Annotated in this window: 22 protein-coding genes; 15 read left to right on the top strand and 7 right to left on the bottom strand. The window is 68.4% G+C overall.

What is annotated here, in order from left to right; translation table 11 throughout:
* Nucleotides 1-55 precede the first annotated feature (55 nt).
* The 3 genes from ABD210_RS27360 to ABD210_RS27350 form a co-directional block, all read right to left on the bottom strand.
* Nucleotides 56-946 carry an aldose 1-epimerase family protein gene (locus tag ABD210_RS27360; RefSeq protein ID WP_344115180.1) on the bottom strand — a complete coding sequence of 297 codons (891 nt, stop codon included), beginning with the start codon at nt 944-946 and terminating at the stop codon, nt 56-58.
* A gap of 113 nt (nt 947-1,059) precedes the next feature.
* Entirely contained in the window at nt 1,060-1,710 is a 651-nt protein-coding gene (locus tag ABD210_RS27355; protein WP_344115179.1) for a uridine kinase family protein, read from the bottom strand.
* Nucleotides 1,697-2,197 (bottom strand): hypothetical protein, encoded by a 501-nt coding sequence (locus ABD210_RS27350; protein WP_344115177.1) that lies wholly within the window; start codon nt 2,195-2,197, stop codon nt 1,697-1,699. The genes ABD210_RS27355 and ABD210_RS27350 overlap by 14 nt, the downstream gene beginning before the upstream one ends.
* A gap of 231 nt (nt 2,198-2,428) precedes the next feature.
* Between ABD210_RS27350 and ABD210_RS27345 the strand changes: the two genes are divergently transcribed.
* Complete coding sequence (locus ABD210_RS27345) at nt 2,429-2,932, top strand: SseB family protein (RefSeq protein ID WP_344115176.1); 504 nt, start codon at nt 2,429-2,431, stop codon at nt 2,930-2,932.
* Between the two features lie 91 nt (nt 2,933-3,023).
* Here the strand turns inward: ABD210_RS27345 and ABD210_RS27340 are convergent, their stop codons facing one another.
* The gene (locus tag ABD210_RS27340) at nt 3,024-3,461 is read right to left on the bottom strand and encodes a DUF1707 SHOCT-like domain-containing protein (protein ID WP_344115174.1); all 438 of its coding nucleotides are present in this window, start codon (nt 3,459-3,461) and stop codon (nt 3,024-3,026) included.
* 158 nt (nt 3,462-3,619) lie between these two features.
* On the opposite strand from ABD210_RS27340, the gene ABD210_RS27335 reads away from it, so the two are divergent.
* Entirely contained in the window at nt 3,620-4,342 is a 723-nt protein-coding gene (locus tag ABD210_RS27335) for a TetR/AcrR family transcriptional regulator (RefSeq protein WP_344115172.1), read from the top strand.
* Nucleotides 4,343-4,803: 461 nt separating this feature from the next.
* On the opposite strand, the gene ABD210_RS27330 is transcribed toward ABD210_RS27335, so the two are convergent.
* Both ABD210_RS27330 and ABD210_RS27325 read right to left on the bottom strand, forming a co-directional pair.
* A complete protein-coding gene (locus ABD210_RS27330) occupies nt 4,804-5,973 on the bottom strand; it encodes a glycoside hydrolase 5 family protein (protein WP_344115170.1) in 1,170 nt (389 codons plus the stop codon).
* Nucleotides 5,974-6,219: 246 nt separating this feature from the next.
* On the bottom strand, nt 6,220-7,239 hold the full coding sequence (locus ABD210_RS27325; protein ID WP_344115168.1) for a LacI family DNA-binding transcriptional regulator: 1,020 nt from the start codon (nt 7,237-7,239) through the stop codon (nt 6,220-6,222).
* Between the two features lie 94 nt (nt 7,240-7,333).
* Here ABD210_RS27325 and ABD210_RS27320 point away from each other — a divergent pair, with 94 nt between their 5' ends.
* The 4 genes from ABD210_RS27320 to ABD210_RS27305 all read left to right on the top strand — a co-directional run bounded on the left by ABD210_RS27320 (nt 7,334) and on the right by ABD210_RS27305 (nt 11,915).
* On the top strand, nt 7,334-8,626 hold the full coding sequence (locus ABD210_RS27320) for an ABC transporter substrate-binding protein (RefSeq protein WP_344115166.1): 1,293 nt from the start codon (nt 7,334-7,336) through the stop codon (nt 8,624-8,626).
* A gap of 3 nt (nt 8,627-8,629) precedes the next feature.
* On the top strand, nt 8,630-9,508 hold the full coding sequence (locus tag ABD210_RS27315; protein ID WP_344115164.1) for a carbohydrate ABC transporter permease: 879 nt from the start codon (nt 8,630-8,632) through the stop codon (nt 9,506-9,508).
* Nucleotides 9,509-9,584: 76 nt separating this feature from the next.
* Nucleotides 9,585-10,505 carry a carbohydrate ABC transporter permease gene (locus ABD210_RS27310; protein ID WP_344115163.1) on the top strand — a complete coding sequence of 307 codons (921 nt, stop codon included), beginning with the start codon at nt 9,585-9,587 and terminating at the stop codon, nt 10,503-10,505.
* A 57-nt stretch (nt 10,506-10,562) separates the two neighbouring features.
* Nucleotides 10,563-11,915 (top strand): galactose-binding domain-containing protein, encoded by a 1,353-nt coding sequence (locus ABD210_RS27305; protein ID WP_344115162.1) that lies wholly within the window; start codon nt 10,563-10,565, stop codon nt 11,913-11,915.
* A 433-nt stretch (nt 11,916-12,348) separates the two neighbouring features.
* On the opposite strand, the gene ABD210_RS27300 is transcribed toward ABD210_RS27305, so the two are convergent.
* Nucleotides 12,349-12,786 carry a DUF1844 domain-containing protein gene (locus ABD210_RS27300; RefSeq protein ID WP_344115161.1) on the bottom strand — a complete coding sequence of 146 codons (438 nt, stop codon included), beginning with the start codon at nt 12,784-12,786 and terminating at the stop codon, nt 12,349-12,351.
* A 337-nt stretch (nt 12,787-13,123) separates the two neighbouring features.
* On the opposite strand from ABD210_RS27300, the gene infC reads away from it, so the two are divergent.
* From infC to ABD210_RS27255, 9 genes are all read left to right on the top strand, one after another.
* Nucleotides 13,124-13,813, top strand: a complete 690-nt coding sequence (infC, locus tag ABD210_RS27295; RefSeq protein ID WP_344115602.1) for a translation initiation factor IF-3 — start codon at nt 13,124-13,126, stop codon at nt 13,811-13,813.
* Nucleotides 13,814-13,889: 76 nt separating this feature from the next.
* Entirely contained in the window at nt 13,890-14,084 is a 195-nt protein-coding gene (rpmI, locus tag ABD210_RS27290) for a 50S ribosomal protein L35 (RefSeq protein ID WP_344115159.1), read from the top strand.
* 79 nt (nt 14,085-14,163) lie between these two features.
* Nucleotides 14,164-14,553 (top strand): 50S ribosomal protein L20, encoded by a 390-nt coding sequence (gene rplT, locus ABD210_RS27285; RefSeq protein ID WP_344115157.1) that lies wholly within the window; start codon nt 14,164-14,166, stop codon nt 14,551-14,553.
* 35 nt (nt 14,554-14,588) lie between these two features.
* The gene (locus ABD210_RS27280) at nt 14,589-15,410 is read left to right on the top strand and encodes a TrmH family RNA methyltransferase (RefSeq protein ID WP_344115155.1); all 822 of its coding nucleotides are present in this window, start codon (nt 14,589-14,591) and stop codon (nt 15,408-15,410) included.
* A 175-nt stretch (nt 15,411-15,585) separates the two neighbouring features.
* On the top strand, nt 15,586-16,695 hold the full coding sequence (pheS, locus tag ABD210_RS27275) for a phenylalanine--tRNA ligase subunit alpha (protein WP_344115153.1): 1,110 nt from the start codon (nt 15,586-15,588) through the stop codon (nt 16,693-16,695).
* Nucleotides 16,695-19,181: a phenylalanine--tRNA ligase subunit beta gene (pheT, locus tag ABD210_RS27270; protein ID WP_344115152.1), complete on the top strand. Its 2,487-nt coding sequence runs from the start codon at nt 16,695-16,697 to the stop codon at nt 19,179-19,181. Before pheS ends, pheT begins: the two co-directional genes overlap by 1 nt.
* A gap of 7 nt (nt 19,182-19,188) precedes the next feature.
* Nucleotides 19,189-20,538: a gamma-glutamyltransferase gene (locus ABD210_RS27265; protein WP_344115150.1), complete on the top strand. Its 1,350-nt coding sequence runs from the start codon at nt 19,189-19,191 to the stop codon at nt 20,536-20,538.
* 168 nt (nt 20,539-20,706) lie between these two features.
* Nucleotides 20,707-21,687 carry a glycosyltransferase family 2 protein gene (locus tag ABD210_RS27260; protein WP_344115148.1) on the top strand — a complete coding sequence of 327 codons (981 nt, stop codon included), beginning with the start codon at nt 20,707-20,709 and terminating at the stop codon, nt 21,685-21,687.
* 149 nt (nt 21,688-21,836) lie between these two features.
* Nucleotides 21,837-24,077, top strand: coding sequence for a hypothetical protein (locus tag ABD210_RS27255; RefSeq protein ID WP_344115146.1), 2,241 nt, complete (start codon nt 21,837-21,839; stop codon nt 24,075-24,077).
* Nucleotides 24,078-24,087 lie beyond the last annotated feature (10 nt).

The raw sequence follows: 24,087 nt of genomic DNA, 5'->3' as shown, positions 1-24,087 counted from the left end.
CCGGACCAAGGCCGAGGCCGCGGGGTCCCGAAGCTGCGGGGTCAGCCGGCGCTCGTCAGGCGCCGACTCTGAAGCTCGTGCTGTGCTCGTCGCCGGGCTTCAGGACGATCAGGTCCTCGCCGGTCTTGAAGGAATCAGGCGGGCAGGTCTGCGGCTCGACCGCCAGGCCGATGCGGCCGAGCGCGCCGGCGGTGTAGAGCACCATCCACGGAGCGTCGCTGATCAGCCTCGCCTGGTTGCCGGTGTCCGGATCGGTCAACGTGACTTCCCAGGGCGTCGGCAAGCCGGTGAACGGGTTGTCGATGTCGAGGTCTTGGATCTTCCGCCGTTCCCGGAAGTCGAACTGCGACCCCTCGACGGGCGCCAGACCGATGGGAGCCAGCCGGTCCGGCGTCAGCTCCATCCAGCTCTCCGCGGTGAACCGCAACTCACACTCGTCGAGCTTGCGGCCCACCGTGAGGTACGGATGCGTGCCATACCCGTACGGCGCGTCGTTCGCGCCGACGTTCTTCGCGTTCGCCGTGACCGTGAGCCCCTGCTCGGCATCGAGCTGATAGGTGATGCGCAGGTCCAGCTGGTGCGGATACCCCGGCTGTGCGTGCAAACGGTGCGCAACCTCGACCACCGCCTCATCGGACCTGTCGTCCACCCGGTCCCAGTTCGACCAACGGGTCAAGCCGTGGATCGCGTTGAACCGGGCCGGCTCGGTCAGATCCAGCTGCCGCTCCTCGCCCTGAAAGCGGTATTTGCCGTCGATGATCCGACCGGGCCACGGAACCAGTTGCTGCCCGATCCCCGCCCGCGCCGGCTCGTCCTCGGGAAACCCCACCAGCACGTCGCGTCCCGCGAAGGACAGCCCCCGAAGGCCACCCCCCACACTCACCACTGTCCCGGTATACTCCCCGGCCCGAATCGTCCACTGCTCACCAGACGGCAATACGCTCATGCGTCCAATCCTGCCGGTTGGTTCGCGGTGGTGAGTCGAGGGGGGATGTCGAGGGTTCCGGCCTCCCGAAGAGAACACGAGAGCCTCACGTTGACCGGGCTCAGACTCGGTCGTCAGGACGCGGCGGAGTCGTGCGGGACGAGGCGTACTGAGGTGGCGACGAGCTCTGTCTCGGGGTCGTGCGGCTGCGTCGGGCTGCCGTCGACTATCACGTCCGCGCGGCCTCGGGTGTTCTCCGCGGCGAAGTGGTCGCGTTCCCAGCGCATCCAGTCGAGCCAGTGGTCGCGGAGGGCTTCGCCGTCGCGGGCGATGCCGCGGTCCAGGCGGATCTCGTTGGTGGTCTCGATCCAGACGCGCAGGGACTGCCACGCGTCGGCGTCGCGGTCGGCCGAGGTGACTCCCTCGACGATGAGCAGGTCGAGCGTCACCGGGACGACGTGGAGCTCCGCATACGCACCGAGGTTCCAGTCGTACCGGCGGTACCGACCTTCCCGGCCGTCCGCCAGGCGCTTGAGGACGTGGTCGCGCAGCAGGCCGAATCCCCGGACGGCGCCGTTCCAGCCGTCGTACAGGTCGTCCATGTGCAGGACGAGGGTGTGCAGGCCGCGCGCCTCGGCGCGGGCGGCGATCCGCCCGGCCAGGCTGCTCTTGCCGGAGCCCGCGGGACCGTCGACGCTGATCAGCCGGGTCCGGCCGAGCCGGGCGGGGGCTGCCTGGACGTGGTCCAGCAGGCTGTCGATGGTCAGGGCGTCAGTTGATTCCATGGCGCTTCAGGATGTCCTCGATCTCGTCGAACTCCGACGACTCCTGCTTCGAGGCCTTCGCTGCCTTCTCGGCCTTGGCCGGCTTGGCGGCCGCGGAAGCGGGCGCGGGGCCGGTGCTGGTCAGCTCACCGATCGCAGCAGAAGCGGATTTGGTCTTCGGCGCCTTCTCCGGAGCGTCACCGCGACGTCCGCGGGCGACACCGGACACGACGTACAGCACGACTGAGACGCCGAACAGCGCGACGCCTGCCCAGACGGTCGGGGAGAAGATCAGGTGCGTGACCCAGCTGACGGTGGACTTCACCACGTTCCAGAGCAGCTCGAGCAGACCGGTCAGGTAGAGCGACACCGGCAGCAACGACCAGGCCACTCCGCGGATGCCGGTGGCCAGCCCGCGGCGCCGCCAGGCGACCCACGAACCGATCAGGCCGAGCAGCGTGAGACCGACACAGAGCGGCAGCAGCGTCAAATCGTTGAAGTCAGGCACATACCCAGGCTCGCACAGGTCACCGTGGAACCAAGGGGGAACAGCCCTGACACCACCCTGAAACCCCGCCCGCCAACCCGCACCGACCCACCCGCGAGTCGCACCGGCCCGGACGCCCAGCACTCACCAAGCCCCGCCTGCGCCCGCCCGGAGACGTCCGCTGAGCGTGCGGGTTCGCGTCGAGCGCTGGTTGATGAGTGCTGGAAGTCCGGGGTGCGCGAGAATGCCGATGTGCAACCAGAGCGACGTCTTGCTTTCACCGGGTTCGACAACGACGACGGGTCGGCCGATCCTGCGCTCAGCCGGGCGCTGGACGAGCAGGATCAGGGGGCGATCCTGCAATCGCTGACGAAGGCGCGGCTGCTGGTGCCGGTGGTGGCGATGCTTGGAGAGGTCGAGCACGACGAACGCGGGCTGGCGCACGACAAGACCTCAGATATGGCGGTGGCGCTGTTGCAGGGGCAGGACGGGCGGACCGCGTTGCTCGCGTTCACGAGCACGGAGAGTTTGGCCCGGTGGAGTCCCGAAGCCCGGCCGATGCCGGCGCAGGCGCAGTTGGTGGCGACCGCCGCGATCCAGGAAGGTGTCGCAGCCATCGTGCTCGACGTCGCCGGGCCAGCGCCCGCAGTACTGGAGACAGACGACGTAAAGCGCCTCGCAGCCGGCCTGCAGGTGGTTCGCCTGGAGGACGGCGGCTACGCCTGGATCACCACCGCCGACTCAACCGACGGGTGAGCTGACTCTGCGTCGGCAATCCGGCGGCGGTGTGCTCGGCGGGCAGTAGAAGGGACTCATACGCGGACGTCGATCAGCGCGACCGGCGCGCTCATCGGCCGACCGCGCTCAGCTGGGACTTGCGGTGGTAGGACTCGTTCGTCCACCACAGGACTGCCACGCCGAGGCCGAGCCCGAGGTCGGACCACAGCCACCACGGCCCGTCGAAATGACCGAAGACTGCCAGGATCACCCAGATCAGGAACTGCATCACGCAGACCAGCAGCCAGCCGGCGGAGACGATACGGAGCGCCAGGGTCAGGCCGGACGGCGGCACCGCGTCGTGCAGCCCGTGGAACACATTGCGAAGTTCGCCGCGGGTTCGAGCGGCACCCAGCTGGTCGTGGCGGTCGGTCGCCTGGTGGCTGGTCAGCGCGCCTTGATGGACGGCGCTGTCGAGCCTCGCGTGGGCGGTCTGCCTATCGGAGGCGGTGAGCGGCAGTTCGTCGGGCGAGAGCAGCGGGCCGAGGGTACTGGTCAGGGAGTTCATCGTCGTTTCCTTCGCTTCGGAGGAGTGCCTACGATGAATAGCGTATGGATTGAACAGTTTCTCCCGGCAGCGGTCCAGGACCCCTTCGCGGGGTGGTGCTAGCCCCACTCTTTGCCGTTGCGCGCCGGTGGGGAGGGGAATTGGGGAAGGATGTGGACATGAGCGAGGACCGCGTGCAACTGCCGCCGGGCCTCGCGCTGTCCTGGGGCGTTCAGCCAGTGCAGCGTCGTGGCCCGAAGCCCGCGTTCACCGTCGAGCAGATCGTGGCCACGGGGATCGAGTTCGGTGACAGCCAGGGGTTCGAGGCGATCTCGCTGCAGAAGATCGCCGCGCATCTCGGCGTCAGCACCAACGCGATGTACCGCTACGTCAGCTCGAAGGACGAGTTGCTCGTGCTGGTCGCTGATACCGCCTGGGGGACGGCTCCGCGCTCCATCCTGGAGGCCGATGGATGGCGCGCCGGCGCGCAGGCGTGGGTGCAGGCGCAGGTCGACCGGTACGCCGAGCGCCCGTGGTTGCTCGATCTACCCATCCGCGGGGCGCCGGTGACGCCGAACCTGCTGCACTGGCTTGAGATTCTGCTGCAGGTACTGGCCGGGACCGGACTGAGTCAGCACGACGCGCTCGGGTGTGCCGTGCTGTTCGACGGATATGTGCGCGGCTACGCGAACCTGATTCGGCAGTTGGCCGCTAGCGACACCGCGCCGGTGGAGTCGCCAGAGGTGTTCGGCTTCCTGGTGCCGCGCCTGCAGGCAGGCGACTACCCGATGCTGACGGCGATGTTCACCAACCAGGAGTACGAGGACACTGTCGACGACGACCTCGAGTTCGGCCTCACCCGCATCCTCGACGGCATCCAGGTCCTGATCGACACCCGCTGACCCCTCGCCGCTCGCCGAGCCCCCGCAGTACGGGTGTTTGCGTCCGAACGGCGGTGGGGCAGGGCCCTCGCCTCTTCGGACGCAGCCGTCGGGATCGCGGAGTGCGAGTGCTTGCGTCCGAACGGCCGTGGGGCAGGCCCCTCGCTGTTTCGGACGCAGTGGTCGGGCCGCGGAGTACGGGTGGTTGCGTCCGAGCGGCCGTGGGGCAGGGCCCTCGCTGTTTCGGACGCAGTGGTCGGGCCGCGGAGTACGGGTGGTTGTGTCCGAGCGGCCGTGGGGCCGGGCCCTCGCTTCTTCGGACGCAGCCGTCGGGATCGCGGAGTGCGAGTGCTTGCGTCCGAACGACCGTGGGGCCAGGGCCCTCGCTGTTTCGGACGCAGTGGTCGGGCCGCGTAGTGCGGGTGGTTGTGTCCGAGCGACCGTGGGGCAGGGCCCTCGCTTCTTCGGACGCAAGCGCGTTGTCAGGAAGGGAGGATGATCCGGACGGGGGCGTGAGAGCGGGCGGCGACCCAGGCCAGGTGGAAGGGGCTGCCTGGAGCGATCTCGGCGCGGCGGTGGGGCTCGGTTCGGAGGTTGACCGGGCTCACCAGGGTGGTCGCCGGCTGCGGCTGGACGCCCGCGGATCGCACCTCGGCGATCACCTCGGCCAAGGCGGCAGCGGCCGGTTTGCGCTGGTGGTCGACGGTGAACAGCCCGAGGTCGTACTCCCGGTCCGGGAAGTCGAGCAGCCGCCGATCGATGTCGTGCGACGACCACCAGGTGACGCCCCACAGCGCCGGGTTGTGGACGACCAACTCGACCGTGCGACGGGTGAACTCCGCCTGCAGGTCCACCGGAATGTCAGGACCCGGTACGCCGATCTCCTGCAGCCAGACGGGTCTCGCCGGATCCAGCGAGGTGGCTGCCGCCAGTTCGACCAGGTAGTCCGCGTGGGTCAGCGTCGCCGGGCCGAGCGGCCCGTCCACTCGGGAGACCCCGTTGAAAACCCACGAGTGGACGGTGCTCAGCTCACCCAGATCGACCACGTCGACCGGGTAGAAGGGGTGGTCCGGCTGGTACCAGACGTCGTCGAACACCGAGTGCAGAGCGAGCAGGTCCGGCGCCGCCTTCTTCACCGTGACCAGCAGGTCTTGCGCCCAGCCCGTAGAACTGTCGGGTGTCGTGGAACTGTCCGGCCACAGGTTGTTCACCTCGTTCCCGAGAGTGATCGCGAAGACGTTCGGGCGGGTGGAGACCGCGCGCGCCACAGCATCGACGTACGACGTCAGTCCGTCGCGGACGGCTGGATCCTCGAAGAGGCTGCGGCGGTGCCACGTGAGCACCCAGGACGGGAGGAAGTCGAAGCTGGAGAGGTGGCCTTGGATCAGGTCGACGGCAACGGTCAGGCCGTGCTCGGCGGCCGCGTCGATCAGATCCAGCAGGTCGTCGATCGCGGCCTCCCGGATGATCGCGCGGTTCGGCTGGATCCACGGCCAGACCGGGAACACGCGGACGTGGTCCAGGCCCAGGCCGGCCAGGTCCGCGAAGTCGCGGCGGACGGCTGCTCCGTCGTAGTCGAGCCAGCTGTAGAACCAGCCGGACGACGGGACGTAGTTCGCGCCGAACCGGGGCGTGGCGGGATCCGAGAGCATGACAGGGATGCTAAATCGGTTTAGTCAATTACGCCAACTGCCGCATTGTCGCCAGCCCCCGACTGCTCGCGAGCTGCCGGCCTTTCGCCCGCCGTCGACTCCTCGCGGGACGTCGGCCCCTCGCCGCCGTCGGCCCCTCGCGGGCCGCCGACCCTTCGTTACCCGCCGACTCCTCGCCAGCCGGCCGACCCACTCGCCGGGCGACCCCCTCGACGGCCGACGCCGTCGCCAGGCGGGACGGCGGCCCTAGTGTGACGGGGGAGCGGTGGACTCGCGGACGGTCAGGACCGGATCGGCGGTGCGGCGGTTGATGACGGCGGACGGATCGGCGATCACCTCGAGGAGAACCTCGGCCGCCTGCCGGCCGAAATCGAAGGTGTCGCGGGACAGGGCGGTCAGCGCCGGGTGCATCAGCTGGGTCAGGATCGAGTCGTCGAATGCCACGATCGACAGGTCTCCCGGCACCGAGACGCCCATCTCCATCGCGACCCCGAGCCCGGCCACCGCCATCACGTCGCTGTCGTAGATGATCGCCGTCGGCCGAACGGACTGGGAGAGCAGCTTCCGGGTGGTCGCGGCACCTTCCGCGTCGCTGAAGTCGGTCGGCAACGACGGCGCGTCGGTCAGTCCGAGCCGCGGCGCGGCATCGCGTAGAGCTTTGATCCGCCGCTGGGTGTGCTGGAAGTTCGGCGTGCCGGCCACGTGGGCGATGCGCCGGTGTCCGAGCGCGGCAAGGTATTCGACGATCGACAGCATCGCGTCGCGGTCGTCCGCCCAGACCGAGGCGAGCGCGTCCTTCCCGCCGCGTCCACCGACCACGACCGCGGGAAGTTCGAGGGCTTTGAGGGCGTCGACCCGCGGGTCGCGCACGGTGAGGTCGACCAGGATCACGCCGTCGACCCGGTGCTCCGAGGACCACCGCCGGTACACCTCGATCTCGGCCACGGTGTCCTCGACGATCAGCAGTTGCAGCGAGATCGACTGCGCGGACAGGCCCGACTGCAGGCCGGAGAACAGGTGCGCGAAGAACGGCTCGACGCCGAGCGTGCGGGCCGGGCGGGCGATCACCAGGCCGACCGAGTCCACCCGGGAGGCGCCCAGCGCGCGAGCGGCACTGTGCGGCCGCCAGCTCATCTGCTCGGCGATCTCGAGGATCCTGGCGCGGGTCGCGTCACTGACCCCGGGACGTCCGTTCAAAGCGAACGAGACGGCTCCCTTCGAGACGCCTGCGCGGTCCGCGATGTCGGCGATCGTCGGTCGTGCCATCGGCCCCTCCTGCTCTGTTCGTCCCCTTGACAGCGGATTCTACGATGTGGATAGTGCAGGAGCTATACCGGTTTATCACTTCAGGAGAAACCTTATGCGTAGTCGTCGTCTGACACCGGTGGCAGCTCTTGCCGTCGCGGTCCTCACCGTCGCAGGTTGCGGCCTCGGCTCCTCCGGCGATTCGTCGTCCGGCAGCCAGCCGACGGTCGATGCGAATGCCAAGGTGACGGGCGAGGTCAGTTTCCAGACCTGGGCGCTGAAGCCTAAGTTCACCTCGTACGTCGAAGGGGTGATCAAGGCGTTCGAGGCGAAGTACCCGGGCACCAAGGTGACCTGGCTGGACCAGCCGGGTGACGGCTACGACAAGAAGGTGCTGAGCCAGGCGTCCGCCGGCCAACTGCCAGACGTGACGAACCTGCCGCCGGAGTTCGCGCTGCCGCTGGCCAAGCAGAACCTGCTGCTCGACGTCGCCGCCGCCGACCCGGCCGTGAAGACCGACTACGTCGAGGGCGGCCTCACGGCGTACCAGTACCAGGGGCTGAGCGGCACTTTCGGCTACCCGTGGTACCTGAACACCGACATCGACTACTGGAACGCGACCAAGTTCGCCGCGGCCGGGTTGGACGTCAAGAACCCGCCGAAGACCTTCGACGAGCTGCTCGCGGCCGCCAAGGTGTTGCACGACAAGTCCGGCGGCAAGGAATACCTGATGAGCCGGCTGCCCGGCATCGGCGACTTCACCAACGCGGGCGTCAAGATCGTCTCGGACGACGGCAAGAAGTTCGTCTTCAACACCCCCGAGGCGGCCGCGCTGCTGGACAAGTACCGCGAGGCCTACAAGAACGGCTACCTGCCGCGCGACATCCTCACCCAGGAATACCTGGGCAACTCCAAACTCTTCACCCAGGGCAAGGTGGCCTGGACCACCGGCGGTGGCAACGCGATCGTCGACTTCCAGAAGGACAACCCGTCGCTGAAGGGCAAGGTCGTCCCGTCGCCCGCGCTGGACACTCCGCCGCTGTACGTGCAGGGTCTGTCGGTCTCGGCGAAGAGCAAGAACCAGGCCGCCGCGATCGCACTGGCCCGGTTCGTCACCAACGCCGAGAACCAGGCCGCGTTCGCCAAGATCGTGAACATCTTCCCGTCCACCAAGGCGTCGGCCGACGACCCGTACTTCTCCAAGAGCGACGGCACGGTCGAGAGTGACGCGAAGGTGCTCGCCTTCGAGTCGCTCGCCAAGGCCAAGTCGCTGCAGCCGGCCGTCATCAGCGGCGCCACCAACGACTTCATCAACCAGCAGATCTCGCTCGCCATCTCGGGCAAGATCACCTCGCAGCAGGCCCTCGACGCAGCCGTCGCGAAGGCCGACCAGCTGCTGGCCCAGTAGTCGATGCGCTACCACCGCTGGTTCTCCCCGTGGGTGCTGGTCATCCCGGCACTCGCCTGGTTGCTGGTGTTCAACCTGTGGCCGTCGATCAACACCGTGATCCTGTCGTTCACCAACGCCAGGCCGATCGGCGGCGGGACCTTCGTCGGGCTGAAGAACTTCGAGGCCCTGCTGCACGACGAACAGCTCCGCTACGCGTTGCTGAACAGCGTCATCTACATGCTCGTCTGCCTTCCGCTGCTGACGATCCTGCCGTTGGCCCTGGCGGTCCTGGTCGAGAAGAAGGTGCCCGGCATCACGTTCTTCCGGACCGCCTTCTACACGCCGGTGGTGGCGTCAGCCGTCGTGGTCGCGCTGATCTGGCAGTGGATCCTGGACGATCGCGGTCTGGTCAACGGCCTGGCCGAGAAGCTCGGCGTGATCTCCGGACCGCTGCCGTTCCTCAGTGACCAGTGGCTGCTGCTGTTCAGCGCGATCAGCCTGACCGTGTGGAAGGGCATCGGCTACTACATGATCATCTACCTGGCCGCGCTCGGGAACGTCGGCCGCGAGTTGCACGAGGCCGCGGCCGTCGACGGTGCGTCCGCGTTCCGCCGGTTCACCAACATCACCATTCCCGGGGTGCGCGGCACGATGATCCTGGTCTCGATCCTCATCTCGGTATCGGCCCTGCGGGTCTTCTCCGAGCTCTACATCCTCAGCGGCGGCAACGGCGGCCCGGGCGGCCGGGACAGTTCCGTGGTGATGCTGATCCAGCAGTACAGCCAGGGCTTCGAGGGCAACCTCGGTTACGCGTCCGCGCTGTCGATCGTGCTGTTCTTCGTCACCGTCGTACCGATGCTGGCGCTGGCCCGGCTGAACCGGAAGGCGGCGGACGCATGAACGAGCGGATCGAGTTCATCATCAAGCACGGTCTGGCCGGCGCCTCATCCGCGCCCGGAGCGAAGCGAGGACGCGGATGACTGTGGTGACCGACCCTGCGCGGCCTGTCGCAGTACCGGACGAACCCGGTACTGCGCCGCCTCGGCGGAAGCGTGGTTCGTTCGGGTTCAACTCGATCTCGCCGGCAGAGAAGGCAGTGCGCTACCTGCTGCTGGTCTTCGTGCTGCTGATCACGATCGGGCCGTTCCTGTGGCAGCTGTCCACCTCGCTGAAGGGATCCGGGGAGGACATCTACACCCGGATCCCGAAGTTGTTGCCGTCCCAGCCGACGCTGTCGCACTACGGCGAGGTCGCGAACACGATCCCGGTGTGGGACTACGCGCGCAACTCGCTGGTGGTCGCGGTACTGGTTGTCGGCGGCAACATCATCGGCTCGTCGCTGGCCGGATTCGCCTTGTCCCGTTTGCAGTTCAGGTTTCGGCGTTTGGTGCTGGGGCTGTTCCTCGCGACCCTGGTGCTCCCTGGCGAGGTGACGATCATCTCGCAGTACGTGACGGTGCGGGAGTTCGGGCTGGCGAACACGCTGCTCGGTGTGGCGCTGCCCGGCATGATCGGCGCGCTGAACGTGCTGCTGATGTACAACGCCTTCCGCTCGCTGCCGGTCGAGGTGGACCAGGCCGCGATCGTGGACGGCGCGAACGTCTGGCAGCGGTTCCTCTACATCGGCCTGCCGAGTGTCCGCGGCACCATCAGCGTGGTCGCGATCTTCGCCTTCATCGGCGCCTGGGACGACTTCCTCTGGCCGTTGATCGTGCTGACCGACCCCAACAAGTACACCTTGACGGTCGGCCTGCAGTACCTTTCCGGAACCTTCAGCAACAATCCCCGGCTCATCGCCGCGGGCACGATGATCGCTTTCATCCCGATCGTGATCGTGTTCGCGACGCTGCAGCGATTCTTCTTCAAAGGCGTGGAGGAGGGCGCCGTCAAGGGGTAGGCACTTGTTCGACCATCCACACCGCCCATCTTTGGTTTGGTTCGAAGGAGTTACTCGATGTTTCGTAAGGCACTGGCTATCGCGACCGCCGCCGTCATCGGTGTCGCGTCCCTGACCGCTCCGGCGTCGGCAGCGGAGAACCGTCACACGGCTGACAGCAAACGCGTCGTCGTGTACTACCAGACGCAGTACGTGAATGGTGTCTACGTCTCGCCCAAGGCGCTGACCGACAACAACACCGGCGTCACCGACGTCCTGGTCGGCGCGATCCACCTCGATCCGGACGTCGTGCACCTGAACGACGACCCGCCCGAGTCGCCCAAGTTCACCCAGATGTGGGCGGACCTGCACGCCATGCAGGCCAAGGGCGTCCACGTCTCGGCCTTCGTCGGCGGCGCCGCGCAGGGGAGTTTCCAGCGGCTCGACACAGACTTCGCCACGTACTACCCGCGGCTGAAGAACCTCGTCACGACGTACGGGTTGAACGGGCTCGACCTCGACGTCGAGGAGAGCATGTCGCAGGCGGGCATCAACCGGCTGATCGACCAGCTCACCACCGACTTCGGCACCGGCTTCATCATCACGCTGGCGCCGGTGGCGACCGCGCTGAGCGGCGGCGGCAACCTGTCCGGCTTCAACTACGAGACCCTCGAGCGCGATCGCGGCGCGAAGATCGACTGGTACAACGCGCAGTTCTACTGCGGCTGGGGTTCGATGGCGAACACCACCGGCTACGACAACATCATCAACCGCGGCCTGTTCACCCCGAACAAGGTCGTCACCGGCGTGGTCACCAACTCCGCCAACTGCAGCGGCTACGTGGCGCTCCCGACGCTGAAGAACACACTGGCCGCGTTGGTCGCGAAGTACCCGACCTTCGGCGGCGTCGACGGCTGGGAGTACTTCAACTCCGACCCGGGCGGCACCGCGGCGCCGTGGCAGTGGGCGCGCGAGATGACGTCCGCGATGTCGGGTGGTTCCACCGGCCCGGTCAACCTGGCGCTCAACAAGGCGGCGACCGGTTCGGCTGCCTGCGCGACCTCCGAAGGCCCGGCAAAGGCTTTCAACGGCAGCGTCTCCGGCGGCAACTCCGACAAGTTCTGCTCGCTGGCTTCGTCGAAGTGGTTGCAGGTCGACCTGGGCGCATCGCAGGCGCTCGGTTCCGTCGAGGTATCCCACGCCGCGGCCGGCGGTGAATCCGCGTCCTTCAACACCCGCGCCTTCACAGTGCAAACGTCGACCAACGGGACCAGTTGGACCACCCGGTCGACCGTCACCAACAACACCGCCGCCGTCACCACCCACTCCATCACCGGCGTCACCGCCCGCTACGTCCGCCTCAACATCACCACTCCCACGCAGGGCACAGACCCAGCCGCCCGGATCTACGAACTGAAGGTCTTCGCCTGACCTTCCCCCTACCGAGCGGCCCGGTCATTCCCCCCGACCGGGCCGCTCACCTGTACTTCGAGCCGCCGCGCGTCCGTCGGCCTCCTCACGGCGCGCCCGTCCGAACCCGCTCAGAGGTGTGGGCACACAGCCGGGGGTGACACGTCCGGCTCAGGCCCAGGGCGAAAATCGGCGACCTTGTGCACGGCCCAGTCGTTTCCCGGGCCGCGAAACGACTGGGCCGTGCACAAAGTGGCGGTCCGGGGCGGTCCGGGGCGGTCCGGGGGCGGTCCGTGGGTTGGGGTGTACCGACGGACAGGACGTGGTCGCCGCCTGGGGCCGGCGTACCGCTTGAGGCGGCGGCGCGATCACCGGATCGCGGGACTACTACCTGTCGGTCGGTACGGCAAACCGCCTGGCGGGCCTTGTGGAGCGCCGAGGTGAGAGGGGCGGGTCAGCGCTGGGAGGCCGACGGGTGGACCGCGCCGGTGTACTTCTCGCCGGGGCCGGTGCCGGGCTCGTCGGGGATGGTGGAGGTTTCCTTGAAGGCGAGCTGGAGGGAGCGGAGGCCGTCGCGCAGGGGAGCGGCGTGATGGTGGCCGAGGCTCTGGGCGGAGGCGTCGAGGAGGCCGGCGAGGGCGTCGATCAGGGAGCGGGCCTCGTCGAGGTCGCGGTGCTCGGGGAGGTCCTCGGCCAGGCCGAGGTGGACGGCGGCCGCGCTCATCAGGTGCAGGGCGGCGGTCGAGATGATCTCCACGCTCGGTACTTCGGCGATGTCTCGCGACACTGTGGAAAGCGGGTCCGCGCGAGGCCCGTCATCACCGGCAAGTTCACCGGCCGCGAGGTCGGGGTCCGGGGTGGTCGACGGCGGAGTGGAGACTGGGTCGCTCATGCTGCTACCCTTGCACGGCGACCGACTCGGTCCAGCGGTGGCCCCTGAGGAATACTCGGGGGGTTCCGGTGGTTTGAGTCTAAAGCGGAGGGCCACCTCCCACCCAGACCGATGCAGAGTCGGCGGGTCCCGGTCACGCCGCAGTTTCCGGTTCAGGCCGAAGACAACGGCGAATGTACGGCGTATCTCCCGGTGACGGGGGCTCCGGCCGTCGATCTGGGAATTTGGGCCTTCGTGTGGACGCACGGAGGCCTTTGTCGTTCCTGACCAAGAAGCGACGAGGCAGCCGCGGCGCTCACGAGGTGGCACCCAGTCAACGAACAACCCAGGAGGACCCATCACCATTGAACTGCGCGTCAACGAGCGCATCCGCGTTCCTGAGGTGCGCCTGGTCGGACCGAACGGTGAGCAGGTAGGCATCGTCCGGATCGAGGACGCACTTCGGTTGGCACAGGAAGCCGATCTCGACCTGGTCGAGGTTGCGGCCACGGCACGCCCGCCGGTCTGCAAGCTGATGGATTTCGGCAAGTACAAGTACGAGACCGCGCAGAAGGCGCGGGAGTCTCGCCGGAACCAGACCAACACCGTCATCAAAGAGATGAAGCTGCGGCCGAAGATCGACCCGCACGACTACGAGACCAAGAAGGGTCACGTCGTCCGGTTCCTGCGTGCCGGTGACAAGGTCAAGATCACCATCATGTTCCGCGGTCGTGAGCAGTCCCGCCCCGAGCTGGGGTTCCGGCTGCTGCAGCGGCTGGCCGAGGACGTCAGCGAGCTCGGCTTCGTCGAGTCGTCGCCGCGTCAGGACGGCCGGAACATGATCATGGTGCTCGGACCGCACAAGAAGAAGTCCGAGGCGCGCGTGGACGTGGAAGCCGAGAAGGCCAAGAAGCTCGCCGAGCACGAGGCCGAGCAGGAGGCCGAGCGTCTGGAACGTGCTGAGCAGTTGCAGCAGCACGAGGCCGAGAAGGCCGCCGGCGCCACGAAGAAGCCGAAGGGTCCGGCAGACAACCTCGACCCGGAGTGATGTGCCGCTCCGGTCGGGAGGCCGGAGCCCGTCACACCAGTCGAGTCAACGCAAGAAACCACAGGAGTACATAGCCATGCCGAAGATGAAGACCCACTCGGGGACGAAGAAGCGCGTCAAGATCACGGGATCGGGCAAGCTGGTTCGCGAGCGCACCGGTCGTCGCCACCTGCTCGAGGTGAAGTCGAACCGTCGCAAGCGTCGCCTCGCCGGCACCGTCGACGTCGCGCCGACTCACGCCAAGAAGTTCAAGAAGCTGCTCGGCATCTGAGTCTCGCTTTCCCTCCCCCCGAACATCCCGCCGTTCAGATGTCCTCTCTCCGGCGCAGAAATACAAGGAGTAACACCTCATGGCACGCGTGAAGCGGGCGGTCAACGCCCACAAGAAGCGTCGCGTCGTACTCGAGCAGGCCAGCGGCTACCGCGGCCAGCGTTCGAGGCTGTACCGCAAGGCCAAGGAGCAGGTCACCCACTCGCTGGTCTACGCCTACCGCGACCGCAAGGCGCGCAAGGGTGACTTCCGCAAGCTGTGGATCCAGCGGATCAACGCCGCGGCCCGCGCCGAGGGCCTGACCTACAACCGCCTCATCCAGGGCCTGCGCCTGGCCGAGGTCGAGGTCGACCGCAAGATCCTGGCCGAGCTGGCTGTCAACGACGCTCCGGCGTTCTCGGCACTGGTCGCGGTGGCGAAGGCGGCCCTGCCGGCCGACCTGAACGCCAAGAGCGACGCCGCGGCCTGAGCCGCAGCGAACCAGTAGCTCAGAAGCACACCGAAGTGGCGAGCCCAGGTCTGCTGACCGCACAGTCCGTGCGGATCAAACAGGCCCGGAGGCTCGCCACTCGTGCGTTCCGGCGCAAGACCGGCCGCTTCCTGGTCGAGGGACCCCAGGCGGTCCGCGAAGCCCTGGAGCATCGCGAACTGGTGATCGAGGTGTACGCCGAGCCCGACGTCGCCACCCGGCACCGCGATCTGCGGGATCTCGCCAGCGCAGCCGATGTTCCGTGGTACGACGTGAACCGCGCGGCCATCGAGGCCCTCAGTGAAACCGTCACCTCACAAGGCGTTGTCGCCGTCTGCTCCCTGGTCGACGTCCCGCTCGAAGACGCAGTACGCCGTACTGCGCGGCTGGTGGCCGTTGGCGTCCAGGTGCGGGACCCGGGGAACGCGGGCACGCTGATCCGTACTGCGGATGCGGCCGGCGCCGATGCCGTCGTACTGTCGGCCGAATCGGTGGATCCGCACAATCCCAAGGCGGTCCGGGCCAGTGTCGGCAGCCTCTTCCACCTGCCGATCACCGTTGAGGCGGACATCGTCACGGCCGCCAAGTCGTGGCGGGACCAGGGGCTCCAGGTGCTCGCAGCCGACGGGTACGGGAGTTCCGACCTGGACGACTGCATCGACGACGGAACCCTGGCCAAGCCGACCGTCTGGCTGTTCGGCAACGAGGCACACGGCCTGCCCGACGGGTTCGACGCGATCGTCGACCGCTCGGTGAAGGTCCCGATCTACGGCCGCGCCGAGAGCCTCAACCTGGCCACTGCGGCCGCCGTCTGCCTCTACGCCTCCGCCCGCGCCCAACGCCGCAACGAGAGCTGACCTCGCCGTGCAGTTGGTCCTGGCTCGTCCAGAGCAGAAGCGGCAGCTGTGCGAAAGCTGTCGAGCGCAGCCGCGAGCCAGCCTGTGGACGACCGATTCACGCTCAGGCGCCGGGGGTTCCTAGACTGCCAGCAGCAGTTTCCGTTCCGTACCCGAACACTCCGGAAAGAGAGCCATGTCCGGTCCCAACAAGAACTACGACCCCGTCGAGGTGACACCTCTGCACGCCGACGAGGTCGAACGGACGCGAGATGAGGCTCTCGACGCCTTCGCGAAGGCGACCGACCTGGCCGCGCTGCAGGAGGCGAAGCTCGCCCACCTGGGTGACCGGTCGCCGATCGCGCTGGCGAACCGGGAGATCGGCGCGCTGCCGCCGCAGGGCCGCAAGGAGGCCGGGCAGCGGATCGGCTCGGCCCGCAAGGCGATGAACGAGGCCTTCGCGGCCCGGCTCGAGGTGCTCGAGGCCGAGCACGAGGAGCGGATGCTCGCCACCGAGCGGGTCGACGTGACGCTGCCCTGGCACACCCCGGAGCTCGGTGCCCGGCACCCGTTGTCGCTGATCTCGGAGCAGGTCGCCGACGTGTTCATCGCGCTCGGCTGGGATGTCGCCGAGGGGCCCGAGGTGGAGGCCGAGTGGCTCAACTTCGACGCGCTGAACTTCCAGCCCGACCACCCGGCGCGGCAGATGCAGGACACCTTCTTCGTCGAGCCGGTCGGCTCCGGCAAGGTGCTGCGGACGCACACCTCGCCGGTGCAGGCGCGGTCGATGCTGACCCGCAAGCCGCCCATCTACGTGATCTGCCCGGGCCGGGTCTACCGCACCGACGAGCTCGACGCGACGCACACGCCGGTCTTCTACCAGGTCGAGGGCCTGGTCGTGGACGAGGGCATCACGCTTGCACACCTCAAGGGCACACTCGACCACTTCGTCGTGTCGATGTTCGGCGAGGGCCTGGAGGCGCGGCTGCGGCCGAACTTCTTCCCGTTCACCGAGCCCTCGGCCGAGGTCGACCTGAAGTGCTTCGTCTGCCGCGGCGAGTCCGTCGGCAACCCGGACCGCCCCTGCCGCACCTGCGGCAGCGAGGGCTGGATCGAGTGGGGCGGCTGCGGCGTGGTCAACCCGCGCGTCCTGCAGGCCTGCGGCATCGACACCGACCGGTACTCCGGGTTCGCGTTCGGGATGGGCCTGGAGCGGACCCTGATGTTCCGCAACGGCGTCGAGGACATGCGCGACATGGTGGAGGGTGATGTGCGGTTCAGCCGCCAGTTCGGGATGGAGATCTGATGCGGGTCCCACTGTCATGGCTTGGTGAGTACGTCGAGCTGCCTGCCGGGGTGACCGGCCGGGACGTCGGCGAGAAGCTGGTCCGGGCCGGCCTCGAGGTGGAGACCGTCGACGAGGCGGGCGCGGGACTGACCGGGCCGCTGGTCGTCGGCCGGGTGCTGAGCTACGAGCCCGAGCCGCAGAAGAACGGCAAGACCATCCGCTGGGTCTCGCTCGACATCGGCAAGGACGAGCCGCAGTGGGTCGTCTGCGGTGCGGACAACTTCGAGGTCGGCGATCTCGTGGTCGTCGTGCTACCCGGTGCCGTGCTGCCCGGCGGGTTCGCGATCTCCGCGCGCAAGACCTACGGCCACGTCTCCAACGGCATGATCTGCTCCAGCTCCGAGCTCGGGCTCGGCGACGACGGCTCGCACGGCATCGTCGTCCTGGAGCCGGGTGAGGCCGTGCCGGGTGACGACGCGATCGAGCTGCTCCAGCTGCGCGACGACGTGCTCGACATCGCGGTGACGCCCGACCGCGGGTACTGCCTGTCCATCCGTGGTGTCGCCCGCGAGGCCGCCACGGCGTACGGGGTGGACCTCAGGGATCCGGCCGCGCTGACCCTGACCGGGTCCGGCAGCGGCGGCTACCCGGTGCGGGTGGATGACGCCGAGGCCTGCAGCGTGTTCGTCACCAGGACCGTGACGGGCATCGACCCGAAGGCGCCGTCGCCGCGCTGGTTGCAGCAGCGGCTGGTGCTGTCGGGGATGCGGCCGATCTCGATCGGCGTCGACGTGACCAACTACGTGATGCTCGAGCTGGGCCAGCCGATCCACGGCTACGACAAGGACCGGCTGAACGGCCAGATCGTGGTCCGGCGGGCGACCGCGGGCGAGAAGCTGATGACGCTGGACGACCAGACCCGCGAGCTGGACCCCGAAGACCTGCTGATCACCGACGACTCCGGCCCGATCGGCATCGCCGGGGTGATGGGCGGCGCGTCCACCGAGATCTCCGAGTCGACCACCGACGTGGTGATCGAGGCCGCGCACTTCGACCCGATCGTGATCGCGCGGTCCTCCCGGCGGCACAAGCTGTCGTCGGAGGCGTCGCGCCGGTTCGAGCGCGAGGTCGACCCCGAGCTGCCGCGGTACGCCGCGCAACGGGTCGCCGACCTGCTGGCCGAGCTGGCCGGCGGCACGATCGAGGCCGACGAGACCGTCGTCGACACCCACCTGCTGCCCAAACGGGTGGCAATCCGCGCCGACCACGCGGCTCGGGTCGCCGGCGCGCCGATCTCGGTCGAGGAGACGATCACGCACCTGCGCTCGGTGGGCTGCGTCGTCGCAGAGCCCCAGCAGGACGGGATGCTGCTGGTCACCCCGCCGTCCTGGCGGCCGGATCTGCGCGATCCCAACGACTTCGCCGAAGAGGTCATCCGGCTCTACGGTTTCGACAACGTGCCGTCGGTCCTACCGCCCGCCCCGGGTGGTCAGGGCCTGACGGTGTCGCAGCGTCGTCGCCGCCGGATCGCGACCGCGCTGGTCGGGGCCGGGTTCACCGAGGTCGTTTCGTACCCGTTCGTGGGTGACGCCGACTTCGACGCGCTGGGCCTGCCCGCGGACGACAGCCGCCGGACCACGGTGAAGCTGGTCAACCCACTGTCGGACGAAGAGCCGTCGATGCAGACGACGCTGCTGCCGACCTTGCTCAAGACAGCCGAGCGCAACGCCGGCCGCGGCGCCACGGATCTGGCGATCTTCCAGACCAGCCTGGTGTTCCTGCCTCGCCCCGACTCGAAGCCCGCGCCGCTGCCGTCGGTCGACCACCGCCCGAGCGACGAGGAGATCCAGGCGCTGAATGACGCGCTGCCGGACCAGCCGCTCCATCTCGGAGTCGTGCTGACTGGTTCCCGGATCCCCACCGGCTGGTGGGGCAAGGGACAGCCCGCAGGCTGGGCCGACGCAGTGCAGGTGGCTCGGACCGTTGCCAAGGCGGTCGGCGTAGAGCCCGTACTGCGCAACGTGGAGCTGGCACCGTGGCATCCGGGCCGGTGTGCCGAGTTGTCCGTCGAGGGCAAGGTCGTCGGTCATGCCGGCGAGCTGCACCCGAAGGTGTGCCAGGCCTTCGGGCTGCCGGCCCGTTCGAGCGCGGTCGAGCTCGATCTGGACGCGCTCATCGCCGCCGGTCCGCAGTCGGTCCAGGCCAAGCCGTTCTCGTCCTACCCGGTGGCCAAGGAGGACGTGGCGCTGATCGTCCCCGCCGAGGTTCCCGCGGCGGACGTCGAGGCGGCCCTGGTCGAGGGTGCAGGGGAGTTGCTGGAGTCGATCCGGCTCTTCGACCTCTACACCGGCGAGCAGATCGGCGAGGGCAGGAAGTCGCTCGCGTTCGCGCTGCGGTTCCGCGCCCCGGACCGGACGCTGACCGAGACCGAGGTCGCGGCGGCCCGGCAGGCCGCAGTGCAGGTCGCTGTGGATCGGTTCGGCGCGGTCCAGCGGGTCGGCTGAGAAACCCATGACGAGTCCCAGGGTCGCGGTCGCCGCACCTAACGCGGCGGCGGCCGAGGCCGGCGTCCGGGTCGCCGCCGAGGGCGGCAACGCGGTGGACGCCGCGATCGCCGCGATCATGGTGACGATGGTGAACGAGATCGGCGTCGTCTCGCCTGCCTCGGGTGGGTTCGTCACCCTGCAGGTGGCCGGCGGTGAAGCGGTCACCATCGACGGCTGGGTGGAGATGCCCGGCCGCGGCCTGCCGACAGACAAGTTCGGCCGGGGCGTCTGGGATGTCACCACCGAGTACGGCGGCGGCACGACGACCAGCGTCGGCCACGGGTCCGTCGCCACTCCGGGCGGGATGAAGGCGCTCGACCTGGCCCACCAGCGGTCCGGCAAGGCTCCCTGGCGGGAGGTCGTCCGACCCGCGATCGAGGTGGCCCGGGAGGGGTTCCCGCTCAGCCGCACCTCGGGTTACTACCTCGGCTACACCCACGAGATCATCTTCGGCTGGCACCAGCCGAGCCACGGGGTCGTGCACGATGACGACGGCGTGGTGATCAAGGCCGGCACGACCGTGGTGATCCCCGAGCTCGCGGAGGCGCTGGAGCTGATCGCCGAGGCCGGTGCGGAGACGCTCTACACGGGCGAGCTGGCCGACCTGCTGGTCCGCGACATGGCGGACAACGACGGCATCCTGACCGCGGAAGACCTCGCCGAGTACGAGGCGGTGGTACGACCGGCTCTGATCGTTCCGCAGAACGGTTGGCACCTGGCGACCAACCCGCCGCCGGCGGTCGGCGGGGTCGCGATGGCCGCGATACTCGCGCTGCTGGATGGTGTTCCCAAGCAGGGCAGCTGGAGTCCGTCGGAGCTCGAGCGGCTGGTCGAGGTTGAGCATGCTGTGCTCGGTCGGCGACTGGCTGAGTTGGACGAGGAGGATCTGCGCAGGCAACTGGTGCACGGCGGCCCGCACAGCCTCACGCCAGGCACCCGGCTCACCTCGAACATGGCGCCGAGCGTGGCGCGACGAGACAGCGATGGGGCCGTGCTGGCGATCAGTTCGCCCGGTTCCGACCGGATTCCGACCGCTCTCGCCCAGGTCTACGCGCTCTACACGCACGGTGGTCTGTCGCTGGAGGAGGCGGTCGAGCACCCCCGGGTGCACGTCCGGGTTCGCGAGGATGTGGTCGTCGATTACGAGGACGACCTGCCGGTTTCGGGCTCGGCGCACCTGCCGACCAGAGCGATGCCGCCGCACTCGATGTACTTCGGCGGGGTGGCCGCCGCCTTCTGGGATCCGGCGGACGGACTGCTGGCCGTAGGGGACCCACGCCGGACAGGAGCGATCGCCGTGTCAGCATCCCCGTGAAACAGTGCCCCTCTCGGCCTGTAACACTGGCGCGGTAGAACTGGCGGCGCAGTGCACCCCGGGGGAGCGCGGCCGACTACTGCCAGTTCTTCGCTCGAACACGTCCTTCTCGAGGTTCGGCGCGTTCAACTCACTGAAGCTGTATTGATTCTTGGAGGCTTGCCGGACATGCGGGAAATCGACCCCGATCTCTCCGTCGTCGTACCCATGTACGACGAGGAAGAGGTGCTGCCGATCTTCTTCGAGCGGATGCGTCCGCTGCTGGACGGGCTCGGCGTCAGCTACGAGGTGCTGGTAGTCGACGACGGCAGCCGGGACGCGACCGCGTCGATGCTGCTGGCCGCTGCGGTGGACTGGCCGGAACTCCGGCTCGTCCGGCTGCTGCGCAACAGCGGGCACCAAGCGGCCTTGTCGGCGGGATTCCGGCGTGCGCGCGGTAACCACCTGGTCACGATCGACGCCGATCTGCAGGATCCGCCCGAGGTGATCGCCGAGCTGCTCGCCGCGGTCCGGACGTCCGAAGTGGATGTCGTGTACGGCGTGCGCTCCGACCGCTCGAGTGACAGCTGGGGGAAGCGGACCACGGCCCGGATGTACTACCGGTTGATGTGCCGCCTGGTCGGCAAGGACATCCCGTTCGACGCGGGCGACTTCCGGCTGGTCTCGCGCCGGGTGGTGGACGCCGTGAACGCGCTGCCCGAGGACGGCCGCGTGTTCCGGCTGGTGATCCCGTGGCTCGGCTTCCCGAGCACCGAGGTCAAGTACGTTCGCGCCGAGCGCGCAGCCGGCACCACGAAGTACAACTTGTCCAAGATGTTCCGGCTCGCCTTCGACAGCGTGACCGCGTTCTCGGCAGCACCGCTGCGGCTGGCCACCTGGCTCGGTCTGCTCGGCGGTGTCCTGTCCGCGCTGTTCGTGGTCGGCGCGCTGGTGGTCAAGCTGGCCGGCAACAGCGTCCCGGGTTGGACCTCGACGGTCCTGGCGGTCAGCGTCATCGGTGCGATCCAGTTGCTGTGCCTCGGTCTGCTGGGGGAGTACGTGGCCCGCCTGTTCCAGTCCAGTCAGAAGCGGCCGCAGTTCCTCGTCGGCTACGACAGCCTGGAAGACCAAGGCCACAAGGCCCTCGAAGAGGAAACCGTCAGTTCCTGATGAGCACTGGGGGTAGCGGTACCGACGTGGTCAACACGGGCTCGGAGCAAGTCGCCTCGAGGTCCGGGGCGGCAGCGTCGTCGGGTGCGCATCGAGCGGGTTCCGCGGCGGGGGGTCGCTTCGGGACCGGTGCGCCACTGTTGCGGTTGGTGGCGTGGGTACTGCCCGGTCTGGTCGCGCTGATCGGGCTGATCTCGCTGGACGTCCCGCTCGGACCGATCGTGAAATACGGCGCCTACTTCGTGCTCGGCGTGGTTCTGCCGGGAATCCTGCTCCTGCGCGCGCTCTGGCGAAGTACTGGGAACTGGGCGGAGGACGTTGGGCTCGGAGCGGTCACCGGCATCACCTACCAGCTGATCGGTTGGGCCGTGTTCACCGCGCTCGGCTGGCAGAGCTGGCTGGCGGTCTGGCCCGCCCTGGTGCTCGCGGCCTTTGCGGCAGTGCCCGGTCTGCGCAGGTACTGGCGGATCGCGGACCCCGAGCCGCTGCCGTTGCTGTGGACCTGGGGAATGGCGGTCTCCGTCGCTGTGCTCCTGGGCGGCGCCACCTTCGGTGTGATGGCGTACCACCCCATGCCGCCGAACGGTATGGCGTACTACCCGGACCTGCTCTACCACTTGTCGATGGTGAACGAGCTGACCCGCTCGGTGCCACCGCAGTTGCCGCAGGTGGTGGGGGAGTCGCTGGACTACCACTGGTTCGCGAACGCCGACATGGCCGCGGCGGTGGACATCACCAAGCTGTCGCCGGTCATCGTGCTCTACCGGCTCTGGCTGCTGCCGATACTCGTTGTCGCGCTGCTGGTCTTCGCGACGCTGGCCCGGACGGTCAGCCGCACGTGGTGGACCGGCATCCTCGCCGCGGCGTTCTTCGCGGGGTCGCAGCTGGCCATGTGGTGGGACAACGACGTCGACCTCTCGCCGCCGCTGAGCCTGCTCAGCCCCTCCCAGACGTTCGGGATGATCGCGGGGGCGGCTGCGGCGGTGTTCCTGATCGAGCTGCTCTTCCGGGGTGAGCGGCGCAAGGGACTCTGGGTGCTGGCGTTGACCGTGTCGGTCGTCGGCGGCGGTTCGAAGCCGACGATCCTGCCGATCCTGGTCGGAGCGGTCGGTCTGGCCGCGCTCTTCCTGCTGATCCGGGACCGCAAGCTGCCGTTGCGCTTCCTCGCGGCCGGCTCGTTGCTGGTGGCCTCGGCCGTCGGCACCATCATCACTGTCGCGGGCAGCACGAGCGGGTCCGGCATCGAACTGCTGGCCGTGCTGAAGGTGCAGGTCGGCTACCGCGCGGCCACCCTCGACAGGACTCCGGCCGGTGAGGGTGGCTTCATCCTGCCTGCATTGACTTCGGGCAGGGTCCTGTCCGTGGTCGGCGTGCTGGTCCTCCTCGCGCTGGCGGTGATGTCGCAGCTGGGCGCCGCCGTCGGCTACGGAGTGCTCGCCAATCGGCAGCTCAGGCGCGAACCGCTCGCCTGGTTCCTGCTCGGCGCGTTGATCGCCGGGTGGGCCGCCTTCCTGCTGGTGGATCACCCGTCGGTGAGTGAGACGTACTTCGTCCGCAGCGCTGTCCCGTTCAGCCTCGCCGCGGTCGGCTGGCTCGCCGCCGTCCTGGCCAAGAAGCGGCGGCCGTCGTTGCTGCTGGTCCCCGCTGCGCTGTTGCTCGGATCGTTCTACGCCTTTCTGCTGCTGTGGACGGGAGGCAAACAGACCGGACACTCGCAGGCCGACAGGATCCTGCTGATTGCCCGCCCGGTCATCGTCGTGCTCGCGGTCACCGTCGTACTGGTCTTCGCTTGGCGGTTCATCGCCAGGCAGTGGCCGAAGCTCGCCGGGCTCGGCGGCGTGCTGGCGGTGCTGACGGTCGTGGTGGTGCCCGTCGCCGGAGTCGTCGCGCGCAACTTGTATATCGGCAGCCATGTTCGTGTGGACACTTTCACGTCGAAGTTGTGGCAGGTCTATCCGGACGAAGCTGGTGCCGCGCTTTGGCTTGCCGGTCACTCCAGGTCGACCGATGTGGTCGCGACCAACACCTGGTGCCGCCCTGCCGGACCACAGCGACCCGGTTGCGACGCCCGCGGCTACATCGTCAGCGGCATCGCCGGGCGCCGTACGGTCATCGAGGGCTGGGCCTACACCTCCCAAGCCATGGCCAACCACGGTGTCGGCGGCAAGCGCTACACCCAGCAGCCATCGCCGTGGCCGGACCGCGTCGCTATTACCGACCAGGCGCTCTACGCGCCCACCCCCGCGGTCTTGCAGCGCCTCCGCCGCGAGTACGCCGTTCGATGGCTGTACGCCGACCTCCGCGACGGGCGCGTGTCCCCGAGACTCGCGCAACTGGCCGCCCTGCGACACAGCCAGGGCCAGATCCGGATCTACGAACTCAACCGGTGATCGCCCCGTA

The sequence above is a fragment of the Kribbella alba genome, from assembly GCF_039529635.1.
Taxonomy (GTDB): Bacteria; Actinomycetota; Actinomycetes; order Propionibacteriales; family Kribbellaceae; genus Kribbella; species Kribbella alba.
Note: the sequence above shows the minus strand (reverse complement) of the source record. Positions and strands in the feature narration are given on the sequence as shown.